A 16379-nucleotide genomic window follows, 5' to 3' on the forward strand; every position below is an offset into this window, starting at 1 on the left:
ACAACGGTGGTTGGGCGTCCGACGCGATATTGCACGCCGAGGCCTTGAAATCCAGAAGCACGCCACAGCGGGGTCACACCGGCGTTGCGCAATTCTTGCTGCATTTCGCTTTGTCCGTTACGATGCTCTGACGAAGTTTGGTCGTGTGCGCGAATGCATGCGACCGGCGGCTCGCCGATGCGAATGTTTGACGGCCCTTACGCGTTGAGTTTTCGAAGCGGCCCGATCGATTGAAGTGAGCCGGCAACCAGTCTGGCAGTCAGGAGAGCAGGCGAGCCTATGCAGCTCGAGAATCGCCTCAATACCATCATCAAGAAAATTCGCGCGTACCATCCCGAACCGGATATCGAGATGCTCCGAAAGGCATTCCGATACGCCGCCGAGATGCACGAGGGGCAGACGCGTAAGTCTGGCGAGCCCTACATGTCCCACCCGCTCGAGGTGATGGACATCATCGCCGACCTGCGCCTGGACGTCGCCAGTCTGGTCGCGGGCCTGCTGCACGACACCGTCGAGGATTGCGAGACGACGGTCGACGAGCTGCAGGAGATGTTCGGCGATGACGTCGCCTTTCTGGTAGATGGGGTGACCAAGCTCTCCAAATTCCAGTTCAACACGCGCGAGGAGCATCAGGCGGAGAATATCCGCAAGATGATCATCGCGATGTCGCGCGATCTGCGGGTGATTCTGCTCAAGCTGGCCGACCGCCTGCACAATATGCGCACGCTCAAGTATATGCCGCGCGGCAAGCAGGAGCGCATCGCTCAAGAGACGATGGACATCTACTCGCCCTTGGCGCACCGGCTGGGCATCCACTGGCTCAAGACCGAGCTGGAGGACCTGTCGTTTCGCTACCTGTACCCGGAGGCGTATTACGATATCGCCGAGAAGGTCGCCTCCAAAAAGCGCGAGCGTGAAAACTTCATCCGCGAGGTGATCTCGATCCTCGACGAGTTGTTGCGCGAGAACGGCATCGTCGCCGAGATCTACGGGCGGCCGAAGCACTTCTGGAGCATCTTCCGTAAGATGCGCCAGCAGCAAATCGAGTTCGAGCAGGTCTACGACGTGCTCGCCTTCCGGTCGATCGTGCCCGAAAAGGCGCAGTGCTACGAGGCTTTGGGCCTGGTGCACAACCTGTGGAAGCCGATTCCGGGCCGGTTCAAGGACTATATCGCCATCCCCAAGCCCAACGGCTACCAGTCGCTGCACACCTCGGTCATCGGGCCGTATCAGGAGCGCATCGAGATCCAGATCCGCACCGCGGATATGCACAAGATCGCCGAAGAGGGTATCGCCGCGCACTGGCTGTACAAAGAGGGCAAGGCGGTCCCCGACAAGGACGACCAGAAATTCGCCTGGCTGCACCGCCTCATGGAGGAGCACCAGGACCTCGAAGATCCGCGCGAGTTTTTGGAGCAGGTCAAGATCGACCTGTTCCACGACGAGGTCTACGTCTTCACGCCCGACGGCGACGTCATGGAGTTTCCCTCCGGGGCGACCGCAGTCGACTTCGCCTACGCCATCCACTCCGAGGTGGGCGCTCACTGCGCCGGCGCCAAGGTCAACGGCCAGATCGTGCCGCTTCGCCACGAGCTCAAAAACGGCGACATCGTCGAGATCCTGACCAACAAGAACCAAAAGCCCAACAAGGACTGGCTCGAGTTCGTCAAGACGGGCCGGGCGCAGACCAAGATCCGCAAGGCGGTGCGCGAGGAACAACGCGAGCGCAGCCGGGAGTTGGGCCGTGAGTTGCTCGACAAGGAGCTCAAAAAGTACGGCACCAATATCCGCGCGGTCGAAAAGAAGGGCCTGTTGGTCGAGACCGCCGAGAAGTCGAAGTTCTCGTCCATCGAGGAGATGCTCGCCGATATCGGCTACGGCAAGACCCAGCCGGAGAATATCGTCGAGCGCATGTTCCCGTCCGAGGAGCGCGAGGAGCGCAAAAAGGACGCCGAGAAGAAGAAAGAGTCGAAGATCGGCCAGATCTGGAATCGGATCAAAAGCCGGGGCAACCGGGCGCAAGAGCCGGGCGTGGTGCTCGACGGCATCGACGACATCATGGTCAACTACGCCAAGTGCTGCAATCCGGTGCCCGGCGACGATATCACCGGCTTTGTGACCCGCGGGCGCGGCCTGTCGGTGCACACTCGCGCCTGTCCGCGCGTCCAGCACCTGGAGAAGGCGCGCCAGATCGACGTGCGCTGGGACAGCCAGGCCGCCGGCGACGACTCGAGCGCGCGCCGCCCGGTCAAGATCAAGGTCTACTCGGCCGACAAACCCGGCCTTCTGGCCAACATGAGCCAGTCGTTCTCGGCCGCCGGCGTCAACATCAAGCAGGCGCACTGCCTGACCACCGACGACCAGCGCGCTATCAACACCTTCGAGGTGCTAGTGAGCAACGTCGACCAGCTCAATCGGGCGATGCGCAATATCGAGAAGATCAAGGGCGTCTATCGGGTCGAGCGCGCATAGTTCATGCTTTCACACCGCATCGACCAATTCCTCGAGTATATGCGCGCCGAGCGCGGCGCCAGCAAGCAGACTCTGCGCGCGTACTCCTCCGACCTCGCCCAGCTCGCCGACTACCTCGACGAGCATCACGACCTGGGCGAAGCCGACCCGGCCGACCTCGGGCTCAACCACCTGCGCGGCTTCGTCGCCGACCGCTTCGACCAAAACGCGGCGTCGTCGATCGCGCGCAAGATTTCGACGATTCGCTCGTTTTGGAAGTTCATGCTCAAGCGTGACTTCATCGAAGACGATATCGCCTCGCTGCTGTCGAGCCCCAAGGTCTCAAAGCCCCTCAAGAATTACCTGAACGTCGACGAGATCTTCCATCTGCTCGACAGCCACGCGCCCGACGACGTGCTCGGCGTGCGCAATATGGCCATCTGGGAGGTCGGTTACGGCTGCGGGCTTCGCGCCTCCGAGATCGTCGGGCTCGACGTGCCCGACGTGCACTTCGACGACGGCTGGGTGCGCGTGGTCGGCAAGGGCGACAAGGAGCGGCAGGTGCCGCTGGGTCGCAAGGCTGCAAGGGCGCTCGAGACGTATCTGAGCCGGCGCATGGAGCTTGTCTCCGGCGAGTCCGAAGAACAGGCGCTCTTTTTGAACTACAAGGGCGGACGATTGAGCACGCGCAGCCTGCGCCGCCTGCTCAAAGAGCACCTGGTGCGCGCCGGCCTCGACACCAGCATCACGCCCCACGGGCTGCGCCACTCCTACGCCACCCACCTGCTCGACTCCGGCGCCGACCTTCGCGGCATCCAAGAGCTTTTGGGCCACGCCAATCTGTCGACCACCCAGCGCTACACCCACGTGTCGGTCGATCGCCTCATGGAGGTCTACGACAAGACCCATCCGTTGGCGAAGAAGAAGAACGACGACGACTGAACCCCTGCGGCGCGCGCGTTCGCCCGCTGACGGGTGTTTCAAAATGAAATTGCCGTGATTTCGTCCGCTGACGGTTGTTTCAAAATCAAACAAGCACGAATTCGCCGCCGCGTCGCTTCCCGCGCGCCAAAAGTCGTGCGTTCGGCGTTTCGTGGCTCTCCGAGCGTCAAACGGCCACGAATCGACGAATTCGTGGTCATTTTGTTTTCAAACAGGCACAAATTCGCCGCCTGACGGTCATTTCAAAATCAAACAGGCGCAAATTCGCCGGCTGGCAGCATTTTTTGCGCCAGAAGCCGTGAGATGCGCGCGACAGGCGTCTCGGGCGGGCAAAGAGGCGTGTCGGCGCCGCGATATCCTTTCGTGGCCCGAAAAAGCTGCGTGGTGCGTGGCGCGTGGGTATTGGGTGTCGCGAGCACCGTCAACAGGGCGTGCAGGGGTTCTGGGGCGGTTGGCGGTGGGAAAACGCGTGGTACGCCGGTTTTGGAACGGGTTTTGCTGGGGGAAGTACTCGTGTGACGGGGTTTGGGTTTCGCAGAAGTGCGGGGCGGGCCCCACGTGTTGTTCCAGCCACGAGTAGTTGAGAGGTCCCAATGAGTACATCCACGTTGACCATGCGCGACGTCGTCGCCCGTCAGAGTCTCTTTTCCGGGGCGAGCCCCCAAACGCTCGACTACCTCGCCGAGCACGTCGTCGAGGTGCGCTACGCGCCAGGCTCGTGCCTGTGGCTGCCGAATTCGCCGGCGTTGCTCTTCGTCGTGGTGCTCGACGGCGAGCTCGAGGTCATTCGCACCGGCCAGGATTTCTCGGTCGATCTGTATGTCGCGGGGCCGGGCCAGGCGGCGGGCTTCGACGCCCTGCAGGCAGGGGCGCGCAACGGGTGCACGGTGATCGCGCGGCGCGAGACGTTTGTGTTGGCCACCAAAGCCGAGGTGATTCGACACGCGGTCGCCAGCGACGTGTGGCTGCGCGAGCGCGTGGCCGAGGTCTCGCGGCGCCACCACAATCGTCTGCATCAGGCTGCGCAGGCGAGTGCGGAGCGGGTACGCTCGCGCTGAGGTCCTCACACACCAGTGTCGTCCAAGTTCAGGAGCCAACGGCGCGCTCGGTTCGGGCTCGGCGCCGAAGGTGGGCATCGAGTTTCGAAGTGTCGGCCCGGAGTTGCGCGCGTACCTCACAAGAATGGCATGCGCGCGACGCGTGGCAGTCGACTGTTAGCTGCGGCGAAGCACGATATCGAAGCGTCCCTGCTGGGAGATATCTCCTTGGCCCGGCTCGAGGTCGATAATCAGGGTGGGGTCGCCCGAATTGCACCCGCTGCCGCACGGATCGTTGGGCGACAGGAACGGGTCGCCGGCAAAGTAGAGCTGGGTGGTCAACGGCACAAAGCCCGGCTTGGTGACGATAAAGTGGATATGCGCCGGGCGGGTCGAGCCTCCCAGCGGGTAGCGCCCGGGCATGATCGTCTCGAAACGGTAGCGCCCCTGGGCGTCCGTCTGCACCTGCCCGCGCAGTCGGTACTCGGTGCGGTCATCGTGGTAGTTACCCTCGACGTCGGCGTGCCACACGTCGAGGTTGGCCTGGGCGACCGGCGTTCGGCAGTCGGGGCCGAGGACCGTTCCTTCGATGACGATGCGCTCGCCGGGCTCGTCCGCGTCAGCCAACACCGTTCTTTGCGGCGCTCCGTCGAGGTGAAACGGGCCCTCGACGTCGGAGCCGGTCGGCTCGCAGGCGCCGGCATCGGCACCCGCGTCGGCGAGCGCGGTATCCGGCGCGCCTGTGTCGGACGGCGACGCGTCGGGCGACGACGTGTCCGCTCCTGTGTCGCCGGCACTTGTGTCGCCGGAAGATGCATCACGCGACGCGCCGTTCGAGGCGCTGTCGGCGCAGCCCGCCTCGAGTAGCAGAAGTGCACCGGGGGCGAGCCCCAGCCATTTCAAGAACCTTCGTCTGCTGTCGGGATGATCGCTCATCTTGCGCCTCCGGATAAACTTCGACAAGTTGTTGATGACCGGCTTCAATCGTAGGCGGAGAAAGCTCACGAATCCATCATTATCATTTTGATCGGATTATGAAGATTTGCTTCATGAAGGCTGGAAACCTGGCGTTCAGCTCACCGCAAGGGTGGTGTTCGGTCCTTGATCCTGTTAGGCAACGTGTCGCGCTAGCCAAACCGTCGACGGAAGCGGGCTTGTGAGGTGTCGTAGGTGGAACTCGTCGAACAATTCAGCTCTCCGCTGGTCATGCTATCAGCGCTGCCTTGGGTGCTCCTGTTTGCTTGGACTGCGCGCCGACTGTTGGATGCCCGTAGGCTCTCCCTCAAGACAACCTTAGTTGCAGGTGTGATCGGCTATGTGCTCGGCCTCGCGCTAGCCTTCGCGATTGTGGGCAGCGTGGAGGGGTCGGGCTTCGTGCTGGCAGGTACCAGCTTTACGGTCCTCTTTACGATGGTCGCCATCGTTGCCCTCGAGTTGCTCAGCCACGGCCGAAGTGCTCCCGGCGTGCCGCGATTGCCCGGCCTTCCCCACCCGCTGAGAAGCTTGCGACGCAGACTGACCGTGGCAAGCAGGTTCACCGAAGTGACCCGTCTGTTGGTGCGGCACGGGCTGGGTGATTATGTGGGGCTCGGGCGCGGTGCAGGGGCCAAACCTCCACCAGAGGCGCTGCGTTGGGTGCGCGAGTTTCTCGAAGAGGCCGGTGGCATGTTCGTCAAGCTCGGTCAACTTCTGTCGACGCGCGTCGACCTCATTCCACCTTCGGCAGCGCGCGAGTTCACCAGGTTGCAGGAGCACGCCTCTCCGGCCGATCCCGACGCAGTACGCCAGTTGCTCGAGGCGGAGTTGGGCCGACCGGTCGACGAGGTCTTTAGCGAGTTTGACTGGGAGCCGCTGGCGTCGGCGTCGCTCGGGCAGGTTCACGCTGCACGCCTGCCCACTGGCGAGGAGGTTGCCGTCAAAGTCCAGCGACCGGGTATTGCCGCGGCGGTCGACCGCGACTTGGCAATCATCAGCCGCCTCGCCGAGACAATCGAGACGCACACGGAGTGGGGACGAGACTTTGGCGTGAGTGAGATCGCCGACGAGTTTGCCGCGCGACTGCGTGAGGAGCTCGACTACCGTCTGGAGGCCTCCCGCGCGATCAAAGTCGCGGCGGCTCTCGAATCAACGCCGAAGATCCACGTACACCGGGTCTGGGAGGAGTTGTCGACCGCGAAGGTGCTCGTCATGGAACGTCTCGCAGGGACGAGCGTTGGAAAACTCGCGCCAGGCGAGGCTGTCCAAGACGCAGATATGGCCGCGCGCCGGCAATTGGCCGACGCATTGCTTAGCGCCGAACTCGAGTTGATGCTCTCCGGCGAGCGTTTTCACGCCGACCCGCACCCTGGCAACGTCTTCGTGTTGGACGATGGGCGGCTCGGGTTGCTCGATTTTGGCGCGGCTGGCCGTCTCGATGCCTTCGAGCGTGCCTCCATCGCAGCGATGCTCGGGGCGCTTCGGTCGGGGGACCCGGCATTGCTTCGCCAAGCGATTTTCGAAGTCGCCGATGTACGCGCCGATGTCGATACCTCGAGCTTCGATCGGGCGCTGGCTCGTTTCATGGCCGAATACATGTCCTCCGACGCGACTCCTGGTGGCGCCGCCCTCGGTGAACTCGTGAGTATCTTTGCCGCACACGGGCTGAGGCTTCCGTCGACGACGACCACGATGTTTCGGGCTCTGGTGACCTTGGAGGGGACGCTGAACATGTTGGCCCCCGGCTACGAAGTCGTCGCGGCGGCCGAGCGAGTAGGTCACCGGATGGTGCGCGAGGCCGTTCTTTCGGGCTCCTTAAAGGACGTGCTCGAGGACGAGGTGCTCCAGCTGATTCCGCTGCTGCGCCGCATGCCTCGTCATTTGGACCGGCTCGCCACGCTCGCCGAGCAAGGGGAGTTGCGCGCCCGAGTCAGCTTATTGTCCGACAGGGAGGACGTGGCTGTTGTTTCTCGGTTGGTCAACCGTGGCGTGTTGGCGCTCACCGGCTGCAGCCTTGGGGTCGCGTCGGCGCTGCTGCTTGGCATCGATGCGGGACCGGCTGTCACCGCTAGGATCAGCCTCATCGAGTTACTGGGAGGTTTCGGGCTGGCCGCCGGTGCCGTGTTGGTGTTGCGGGTGGTGCTAGCGGCGCTTCGCGAGGGGCAGAGCAGTACGCATGGCTCGCGCACATGAGGAGATGATGTTGAGTCGACTTTCCGGACATGTCTCGCAGGTGCTTAGCGTCTCCTGCTTGGCGTTATCTTTGCTGACGCTCGGGCATACCCGCGCGTTCGCCGGTACAGACGACTGGGCACCGGCGACGGTCTCCGTTGCGCTGCAGGCCGAGTCAATCGAGCTACCGTTTAGCTTCTCCGGGCTGCGCAGCGGCGTTCTGCACCCGGGGATTGAAGCCGGCGTAGAGTGGGAATTGTGGGGCCGTGGAATGTGGCATCTCGGTTGGGGCGCCCAGTTTGGCTACTACTTCCACGAGGACCTGCAACACGGCGCTTACCTCGTTCCGGCATTGGCCGGCGAGGCGCGCGCGACCGGCGGGCTGGTGGGACGGGCCGACGTGGGGCTCGGCGCGTTGCATACTTGGTCTGAGCCCGAGGCGTTCGAGCTGCAAGCGGACGGCACCTACGAGCCGAGCACCGACTGGGGCCGGGTGCGCCTGATGCCTCGCGCCGGCGTCGGTGCCGGCTGGGCCTTCGAGCAGTCGGACCGTCCTCCCGTGGAGGTCTTTCTTCGGTATACGGTCTTCTTCGAAATCCCGTTTTCACCCCCGAACGATATCCCAGCGATGTTCCATACCCTTACGCAAGTGGGCGTGCGCTTCGGGTGGCCCGGCTCCGGAGGTTGAACCGATGAGATGTGCCTTCGCACTGGTGCTGTTGTGGAGCCTTACGGCGATTGGTTGTAGCGGCTCGGACCTGCCGCAGGCGGCTCGTACGCAATGTGTGGCGCCGGAGATGACTGCCGAGTCGACATTGTCGCGCCGAGACGAGTTGCAGCAGTTTGTCGACCGAAGCGTGAGCGCCGGACTGCCTGGTATGGTGATGCTCGTCGAGACGCCCGAAGGGCTTTGGGCCGGGGCGGCCGGCCTCGCCGACATCGAACGTGGAGTGCCGTTTGGTCGATGTACACCGAGCCGTATCGGCAGCGTGACCAAAACCTTCACGGCCACGCTGGTCTTGCGGCTGGTCGAGAGGGGGCTCGTCGAGCTCGACGAGCCTGCGCACTCGTATTTGCCCAGACGCATCATGGACGGTTTGCCGAACGCCCGGCGAGTGACGGTACGCCAGCTCCTCAATCACACCAGTGGCATCCCTAGCTATACCGACGACCTCGGCTTTGGAACTGCGTTCTTGAATGAGCCGGATCGAGAGTGGACGGTGGGCGAACTGCTCGACTTCGTGCGTGGGGACGACCCGTTGTGGGCACCGGGGGCCAAGTATGAGTACTCGAACACCAATTTCGTTTTGTTGGGGCGTCTGGCCGAGTCGGTCACCGGTCGCTCCCTCCAGGAGCTAATGACCGAGGAGATCTTTGGGCCTGCGGAACTGGCCACGGCGCACTTCGACCCGGACAACATCATTCCGGCTGGGGCCGCGCGCGGCTACATCGACCTGTACGGTGGCGGCACGATCACCGAGTCGACCAATTACCTCATCGGAGGGTACGCCGACGGAGGGATTGTGGCGACGGCCTACGATCTGCTTCGTTTTAGCCGATCCTTGTTCGGCGAGGTGTTGCTGGCGCGGGCGACGCTCGATGAGATGACCACCTCGGTGGCGGTGCCCGAACCGGAGTACGGCCTGACACGCTACGGCCTCGGATTGCGGTATTGGGAGACGGATTGTGGCGGGGCCTGGGGGCACACGGGGGGATCTTGGGGATACCTAGCCGAGATGTTCTACTTTCCAACCCAGGACACGACCGTCGTGGTGTTGGTCAACGGAAGCTTGGGCGAGATCAACGAAAAATTCGACGAACAAGTCCACCAGGAGATACCCGAGCTGCTCTTCGGCTCGGGCTCGGAAAACGCAGTCGACCATTGACAGCACCGACCCTTGGCCTACTACCTTGTCGGGTACTCGTGCTTGTGAATTTGCCGATCCCGGCGCGGGTCTCGATTTCGGCGCCGGCGTGCCTACGTTATGCGAGCCATTTGAGTAACTGCATGGAGATTGTGCGGGAAAGCTTGGCGAGCAATCGGCGGCAAGCACAAGGAGACAGCCCGCAGGCGATGCCCGAGGCATCGTCGAGGGATGGCGACGCAGTGATTGGCGTCGAGAGCCGCCGAGATGACCGACAGAATCTTCGTGTAGTTACTTGAAGGCGTCGTGGGTGGACTCCACCCGGAAACCAGTTGATGCGATGGATGACAAAGATGTTTGATGCAACCACCATATTGAGCGTGCGACGCGGCAACCACGTGGTGCTGGCCGGCGATGGCCAGGTGACCATGGGCGAGAAGGTCGTGATGAAGCACACGGCCCGCAAGCTGCGCCGGCTGCACGACGGGCGCGTGTTGTGCGGTTTCGCCGGCTCGACGGCCGACGCGATGACGCTGTACGAGAAGCTCGAGGGCAAGCTCAAGAGTTATAACGGCAACCTGACGCGAGCGGCGGTCGAGTTGGCCAAAGATTGGCGCACCGACAAGATGTTGCGTCGCCTCGAGGCGCTGCTGATCGCTGCGGACACCGAGCAGACGCTGGTCATCAGCGGCACGGGCGATGTCATCGAGCCCGAAGAGGGCGTCGCCGCCATCGGGAGCGGCGGAAGCTACGCGCTGTCGGCTGCGCGCGCACTGGTGCGCCACACCGACATGGGCCCCGCCGAGATCGCCGAGGCGGCCATGCGCATCGCCGCCGAGATTTGTGTGTTCACCAATGATCAGATCAGCGTTGAAGAGCTGAGTCCGGAGGGATGAGCCATGGCCGGACTGACATGGGGCTCTCGACCCGGAATTCAAGCTGCAAGAGGTAGTGAACAAATGGACTTCGACAGCGAACAAGATCTCACCCCGCGTGAAATCGTCGCCCAGCTCGATCGCTATATCGTGGGACAGAAGGACGCCAAGCGCGCGGTCGCCGTGGCGTTGCGCAACCGTTGGCGTCGCCGCCAGATCGAAGATGATCTGCGCGACGAAATCATGCCCAAGAATATCATCATGATCGGGCCCACGGGGGTTGGTAAGACCGAGATCGCCCGGCGCCTGGCGCGCCTGGCGCGCGCGCCGTTTTTGAAGGTCGAGGCTTCCAAATTCACCGAGGTGGGCTACGTCGGCCGCGACGTCGAGAGCATGGTGCGCGACCTGCTCGAGCTGGGCATCAACCTGGTCAAGGCCGAGGCCGAGAAGAAGGTGGAGACGCGTGCTCGTGAGGCCGCCGAAGAGCGCATCATCGAGAAGCTCGAAGGGCGCATCAACCCGCGTCGCCCGCTCGACCAGAGCGACGACGACCGCAAAACGTTCATCGCCGGCGCCGACGGCGTCGTCCAGAGCGACGAGGGGCCGCTCGACGAGCGCGAGTTGCTGCTCCGCCGCCTGCGCGACGGCGATCTCGACGAAGAGTACGTCGAGGTCGAGGTGGCCGACCAGCACAACCCGATGGCCGACATGTTCGCCGGCCAGCCTGGCATGGAGGATATGGACCTGGGCAACGTGCTCGGCAATATCTTTCCGAGCCGGCGCAAGCGAAAGCGCGTCAAGGTCAAGGAGGCGATGCGCCTGCTCATCAAAGAGGAGTCGTCCCGGCTCATCGACATGGACCAGATCGTCACCGAGGCGCTCAAGCGCACCGAGCAGGGCGGCATCATCTTCCTCGACGAGCTCGACAAAATCGCGGGGCGCGAGTCCAAGCACGGCCCCGACGTCTCCCGCGAAGGAGTCCAGCGCGATCTTCTGCCCATCGTCGAGGGCTCGTCGGTGACCACCAAGTATGGCGTCGTCTCCACCGACCACATTTTGTTCATCGCTGCCGGCGCCTTTCACGTGAGCAAGCCTTCGGATCTAATCCCCGAGCTGCAGGGGCGCTTCCCGATTCGTGTCGAGCTCAACAGCCTGACGCAGGATGATTTCCGCCGCATCCTCACCGAGCCGCAGAACAGCCTGACGCGCCAATACGCCGAGTTGCTGCGCCCCGAGGGCCTCGACATTCAATTCAAAGACGACGCCATCGTCACCATCGCCGAGATGGCGTTTCGGGTGAACGAGACGCTCGAGAATATCGGCGCACGCCGGCTGCACACGATCATGGAGCGCGTCTTCGAAGAGCTGGCCTTCGACGCGCCGGACATGGACGAGGACGAGGTGGTCATCACCTCCGAGTACGTGCACGACAAGCTCGAGGGGATCCTTCAAGATGAAGACCTGTCGCGCTACATTCTGTAACTGATTGTCGACGAGCCTCCGACCCAAGACCACGAGACCCCGACCCATGAGCCGTACCACCGACGAGCTACTCTCCGCCGGCGACCGCCGGAACTCTCCCTCGTATGCCCCCGCGCGCATGATCCTCGACCATGGCGAGGGCGTGCGCCTTTACGACCGCGAAGGCAACGAATATCTCGACTTCGTGGCCGGCATCGCGGTCAACTGTCTGGGGTACAACCACCCGCGCCTCACCGAGGCGATTTGCTCGCAGGCCGAGCGTCTGTTGCACGTGTCGAACCTGTTCTACACCGCCGAGCAAATCGACCTGATGGACGCGCTGTGTGAGCGCTCGTTCGCCGACCGCGTCTTCTTCTGCAACTCGGGCGCCGAGGCCAACGAGGCGGCCATGAAGCTGGCGCGCCGCTACCAGAAGGTGGTAGCCGGCAAGCCCGAGAAGTTCCAAATCGTGACGATGAAAAAGTCGTTCCATGGGCGCACCATGGGAGCGATCACGGCGACCGGTCAGCCCAAATATCACGCCGGGTTCGAGCCGATGCTCCCCGGCTTCGACTACGCCGAGTTCAACAACTTGGAGAGCGTCGCCGCAAAGGTCGGTGAGCAGACCGCCGCGGTGGTCGTCGAGCCGGTGCAAGGCGAGGGCGGTATCCGTCCGGCCGAGCCGGCGTTTCTCGAGGGGCTTCGCGAATTATGCGACGAGCACGGCGCGCTGCTGATCTTCGACGAAGTCCAGACGGGCGTGGGCCGCACCGGTACGCTGTTTGCCTACCAGGGCTATGGGGTGACTCCCGACATCATCTGCTTGGCCAAAGCGCTGGGCGGCGGCACCCCGATCGGCGCGATGATGGCGACCGAACAAGTCTTCGAAGGTTGGACCAAGGGAAGTCACGCAAGCACCTTTGGGGGCAACCCGCTGGTCTGCCGCGCGGCGTTGACCGTGCTCGAGGAGATCGACGACCAAGAGCTTCTTGCCAATGCCCGTGAACGAGGCGATCAGCTGCGCCGGGGTCTCGTCGCACTCGCCGAACGCTTTCCGGTGATCCTCGACGTGCGCGGCCGAGGGTTGATGGTCGGCGCCGAGTGCGGGGAGGCGGCTCGCGATATCTACCTCGAATGCCGCAATCAGGGCCTGCTCATCAACACCGCGGGCGGCGATACCCTGCGATTCGTCCCGCCGTTGATTATCACCGAGGACGATGTCGAGGAGGCACTCTCGAGGCTGGAGCGTGCGCTCGAGGTTTCCCAGTCCGAGTGAGCGCCACGCGGAGCAGATTGAGTGTGGGATTTCTCTGTCACTCGAGCGTTTCTTCGGTATAATGGACGCGGCCGCCATTTCTCTAGCTTTGTTATCCGCCTGATTGAGGCGTTGTTTGCCAGGAACTGGCGCACTGCAACCGTCCTTTCGTGGACGAGTCGACTTCGTAAGATCCTCAACTGAGACGAAAGCAGTTGATCGACGAAAACGCAGCTCCAACACCCAACCCGGGCGTCGACTTTAGCTCGCTGTCCCCGTCTCCTACGCCGGAGCAGTATTTTCTGCTGTCTCGGCTCGACGGGAAGCTGACCGTGGGCGAGTTGTGCAAGATCAGCGGAATGGGCCGCCAGCGCACCTTGGAGGCTCTCGAAGCGCTTGCGACGTCCGGTGTAATCGACCTGCCGGGTTTCACCCCTCCGACGAATCCGTCGGACGCGGCGAGTTCGTCTGCCGGGGCCGACTCTTCGGTCACGGAGACTGCTCAGGCGCGCCCGTCGAACAAAAAGCGGGCGAACAAGAAAGGTCGCGCAGACAAGGGGGCGAAGTCCTCCCGCAACTCGCGGTCGAGCAAAAAGAGCTCCAAGAAGAAGAAGGTCGAGCCGAACTATCCGATTCCTCTCGAGCAATTCGAGTTCGACGAGCGTTTGCTCAGCCAAGACGTCGTTCTCGACGACGCACACCGTCGCGAGCTGATTTGCCTGCACGCGCAAATGTCTCAGATGACCTTCTATGATATCTTCGGTCTCGACTCCGATGCGTCGAAGAAGGACATCAAGAAGGCGTATTTCCGCATGTCGAAGCGCTATCACCCCGACAAGTTTTTCCGCAAAGAGATGGGCGACTTCGGACCCATGCTCGAGACGGTCTTCAAGGAGATCACGAAGGCTTATCGGACCCTGTCGAGCAAGCGAAAGCGCAAAGATTACGACAGCGAGCTTGCCGCGCAGACTAGCGAAGTGCGCCAGAGCAATCCCGGCGTAGCGGCGCAGACCAGCTCTCATGGCCAACCCGCCAGCGACGTCGACCCGGGCGAGCAAAACAAACGCAAGGCCGCGGCGGTCCTGTTGATGAGGCGCGCCGAGAAGCTGCAAGCTCAAGGCGAGTATTCGGCCGCGGCCGGCGAGTATCGCAAGGCGCTGGCGCTGAATCGCGACGGCGAGTTGGCCGTGCGCGTGGCATGCATGCTGCTCGACGAGGCCGAGATGGCCAAAGACGCTTTGTCGTTTGGACGCGCGGCTCTGAAGCTTGATGCCGATGAGGCCAGTGCTCGTTTGGTGCTGGCCCGGGCCCACGAGGCGCTCGGAGCAGAGTCGTCGGCCATCACAGAGTACGAAAAAGTGTTGCTCGTATCTCCCGAGCATCCCAGGGCGAAGGCCCGTCTACAAGAGTTAGGCGCCAACGGTTAACGATTAATCGAAAAACGCCTGCGTGCGGGCGAAGTTAGCACCACCGAATCAGCAAAAAGCTCAGAAGGAGTCAGTATAATGGAACGCGAGCGTGTAATCGGTATCGACCTGGGAACGACCAACTCGTGTGTTGCAGTCGTCGAAGCAGGAGTGCCGAAGGTCATCTCGAACAAGGGCGGCTACAAGACCACTCCGAGCATTGTAGCTATCACCGAGTCGGGCCGGCGTCTGGTCGGTCAGATGGCCAAGCGTCAAGCGATCACCAACAGTCGTCACACGGTGTATGCTTCCAAGCGACTCATTGGGCGTAAGTGGGGCTCGGCCGAGGTGCGCCACTGCATGGAGACGTGCCCCTACGACATCGTGCCGGGGCCGCACGAGGACGTGCGCATCAAGCTTCGCGGCAAGGAGTACAGCCTGCCCGAAATCTCGAGCATGATCTTGCAAGAGATGAAGCTCGTCGCCGAGGAGTATCTGGGCGAGGAGCCCGAAAAGGCCGTCGTGACTGTGCCGGCGTATTTCAACGACTCGCAGCGCCAGGCGACCAAGGACGCCGGTCGCATCGCGGGGCTCGACATCGTTCGCATCATCAACGAGCCGACGGCGGCCTCGTTGGCCTACGGGTTTGGCAAAGAGATCGACGCCACGGTCGCGATTTACGACCTGGGCGGCGGTACTTTCGATATCTCGTTGCTCGAGATCACCGAGGGGGTCTTCGACGTCTTGTCGACTGCCGGAGATACCTTCTTGGGCGGCGAGGATTTCGACGCCCGCATCATCGAGCACCTGGCGTACGATTTTGCTCGCGACCACAAGGTCGACCTCCGCAAAGACGAGATGGCGCTGCAGCGGCTGCGTGATGCCGCCGAGAAGGCGAAGATCGAGCTTTCGTCGATGAACGAAACCGAGATCAGCCTGCCGTTCATCTACACCAAAGAAGACGGCGAGGCGCTCCACCTGCAGACCACGCTGTCCCGCGACAAGTTCGAAGAGCTCGCCGCAGACCTCATCCAGCGTACCATCAAAATCTGTGAGGCAACGCTGCAAGAGGCCGAACTCGACATCGAAGACATCGACGATGTCATTTTGGTCGGCGGCATGACGCGTATGCCCAAGATTCAAGCCGAGGTGGAGGCTTATTTCGGCAAAGCGCCCTCGAAGAGCGTTCACCCCGACGAAGCGGTCGCTATCGGCGCGGCCATTCAGGGCTCGGCGCTCTACGATGACGAGGAAGACATCCTGTTGCTGGACGTGACGCCGCACAGCCTGGGCATCATGGTTCACGGCGGCGGCTTCGAGAAGCTCATCGAGGCCAACTCGACCATCCCCACCAGCCACAGCCACATCTTCACGACGGTTCGCGAAAATCAGACCTCGGTAAAAATCGTGGTCATGCAAGGCGAGAGTCCCAAAGCCGAGGAGAATGAACTTCTGGGAGAGTTCATTCTGAGCGGACTTCGGCGCGCTCCTGCCGGCGAGGTTGAAATCGAGGTCGAGTTCGAAATTAGCTCCGATGGTATCGTCAGCGTCTCGGCGACCGACCTCGACACGGGCACCGAGCAGTCGATCACAGTCACTGCCTCGAGCAGCCTGACTGAAGAAGAGATTCAGCAGATGATCGAGGAGAACCAAGATTACCTCATGGAGCTCAAGCAAGGGGAGGAGCTCGAGAAGCACCGCGCCCATATCCGCAAGACCATTCGCGACATCGAAAAGCTGATGGACCAGCTCGAAGACTCCAGCTCGCCGATGGCGAGCGGGGCGCGCGAGAAGGCCGGGGAGGCCGTTTCGCGGGCGCGCAACGCGCTCGAGAGCAACAATCTGGAGTCGATGATCGCCACGGGTGACGCGCTCGACCGAGCTTTGCAAGCCTTCCGTGGTGTTGTCGAACAGGCTTGATTTTCGCAGTAGTAGTTAAG

The 16379-nt window shown here is 62.5% G+C and carries 12 protein-coding genes; 11 read left to right on the forward strand and 1 reads right to left on the reverse strand.

The genetic code is table 11. The features are described from left to right. The first annotated feature begins 279 nt into the window (after window positions 1–279). From FIV42_RS26495 to FIV42_RS26505, 3 genes are all read left to right on the forward strand, one after another. Window positions 280–2472 (forward strand): RelA/SpoT family protein, encoded by a 2193-nt coding sequence (locus tag FIV42_RS26495; protein ID WP_141200606.1) that lies wholly within the window; start codon window positions 280–282, stop codon window positions 2470–2472. Window positions 2473–2475: 3 nt separating this feature from the next. Then, a complete protein-coding gene (locus FIV42_RS26500; protein ID WP_141200607.1) occupies window positions 2476–3393 on the forward strand; it encodes a tyrosine recombinase XerC in 918 nt (305 codons plus the stop codon). A 593-nt stretch (window positions 3394–3986) separates the two neighbouring features. Beyond that, window positions 3987–4451 (forward strand): cyclic nucleotide-binding domain-containing protein, encoded by a 465-nt coding sequence (locus tag FIV42_RS26505; protein ID WP_141200608.1) that lies wholly within the window; start codon window positions 3987–3989, stop codon window positions 4449–4451. Between the two features lie 156 nt (window positions 4452–4607). On the opposite strand, the gene FIV42_RS26510 is transcribed toward FIV42_RS26505, so the two are convergent. Next, the gene (locus tag FIV42_RS26510; protein ID WP_141200609.1) at window positions 4608–5366 is read right to left on the reverse strand and encodes a dioxygenase family protein; all 759 of its coding nucleotides are present in this window, start codon (window positions 5364–5366) and stop codon (window positions 4608–4610) included. Window positions 5367–5804: 438 nt separating this feature from the next. On the opposite strand from FIV42_RS26510, the gene FIV42_RS26515 reads away from it, so the two are divergent. The 8 genes from FIV42_RS26515 (at window position 5805) to dnaK (ending at window position 16359) form a co-directional block, all read left to right on the forward strand. After that, window positions 5805–7598, forward strand: coding sequence for an ABC1 kinase family protein (locus tag FIV42_RS26515; RefSeq protein ID WP_168210970.1), 1794 nt, complete (start codon window positions 5805–5807; stop codon window positions 7596–7598). Window positions 7599–7608: 10 nt separating this feature from the next. Beyond that, window positions 7609–8265, forward strand: a complete 657-nt coding sequence (locus FIV42_RS26520) for a hypothetical protein (protein WP_141200611.1) — start codon at window positions 7609–7611, stop codon at window positions 8263–8265. Between the two features lie 4 nt (window positions 8266–8269). Then, the gene (locus tag FIV42_RS26525) at window positions 8270–9463 is read left to right on the forward strand and encodes a serine hydrolase domain-containing protein (protein WP_141200612.1); all 1194 of its coding nucleotides are present in this window, start codon (window positions 8270–8272) and stop codon (window positions 9461–9463) included. 332 nt (window positions 9464–9795) lie between these two features. Beyond that, the gene (gene hslV / locus FIV42_RS26530) at window positions 9796–10338 is read left to right on the forward strand and encodes an ATP-dependent protease subunit HslV (RefSeq protein WP_141200613.1); all 543 of its coding nucleotides are present in this window, start codon (window positions 9796–9798) and stop codon (window positions 10336–10338) included. 63 nt (window positions 10339–10401) lie between these two features. Beyond that, complete coding sequence (gene hslU, locus FIV42_RS26535; protein ID WP_141200614.1) at window positions 10402–11799, forward strand: ATP-dependent protease ATPase subunit HslU; 1398 nt, start codon at window positions 10402–10404, stop codon at window positions 11797–11799. Between the two features lie 46 nt (window positions 11800–11845). Continuing rightward, window positions 11846–13054 (forward strand): acetylornithine transaminase, encoded by a 1209-nt coding sequence (locus tag FIV42_RS26540; protein ID WP_141200615.1) that lies wholly within the window; start codon window positions 11846–11848, stop codon window positions 13052–13054. A gap of 194 nt (window positions 13055–13248) precedes the next feature. Further along, a complete protein-coding gene (locus tag FIV42_RS26545) occupies window positions 13249–14460 on the forward strand; it encodes a J domain-containing protein (RefSeq protein ID WP_141200616.1) in 1212 nt (403 codons plus the stop codon). Between the two features lie 78 nt (window positions 14461–14538). Further along, complete coding sequence (gene dnaK / locus FIV42_RS26550; protein ID WP_141200617.1) at window positions 14539–16359, forward strand: molecular chaperone DnaK; 1821 nt, start codon at window positions 14539–14541, stop codon at window positions 16357–16359. Window positions 16360–16379 lie beyond the last annotated feature (20 nt).

The organism is Persicimonas caeni, assembly GCF_006517175.1.
Lineage (GTDB): Bacteria > Myxococcota_A > Bradymonadia > Bradymonadales > Bradymonadaceae > Persicimonas > Persicimonas caeni.

Bases quoted from the DNA above. Each gene is read 5' to 3' on its own strand.
- FIV42_RS26495 (WP_141200606.1), top strand. From the start codon at position 280: ATGCAGCTCGAGAATCGCCTCAATACCATCATCAAGAAAATTCGCGCG.
- FIV42_RS26500 (WP_141200607.1), top strand. From the start codon at position 2,476: ATGCTTTCACACCGCATCGACCAATTCCTCGAGTATATGCGCGCCGAG.
- FIV42_RS26505 (WP_141200608.1), top strand. From the start codon at position 3,987: ATGAGTACATCCACGTTGACCATGCGCGACGTCGTCGCCCGTCAGAGT.
- FIV42_RS26510 (WP_141200609.1), bottom strand. From the start codon at position 5,366: ATGAGCGATCATCCCGACAGCAGACGAAGGTTCTTGAAATGGCTGGGG.
- FIV42_RS26525 (WP_141200612.1), top strand. From the start codon at position 8,270: ATGAGATGTGCCTTCGCACTGGTGCTGTTGTGGAGCCTTACGGCGATT.
- hslV (WP_141200613.1), top strand. From the start codon at position 9,796: ATGTTTGATGCAACCACCATATTGAGCGTGCGACGCGGCAACCACGTG.
- hslU (WP_141200614.1), top strand. From the start codon at position 10,402: ATGGACTTCGACAGCGAACAAGATCTCACCCCGCGTGAAATCGTCGCC.
- FIV42_RS26540 (WP_141200615.1), top strand. From the start codon at position 11,846: ATGAGCCGTACCACCGACGAGCTACTCTCCGCCGGCGACCGCCGGAAC.
- dnaK (WP_141200617.1), top strand. From the start codon at position 14,539: ATGGAACGCGAGCGTGTAATCGGTATCGACCTGGGAACGACCAACTCG.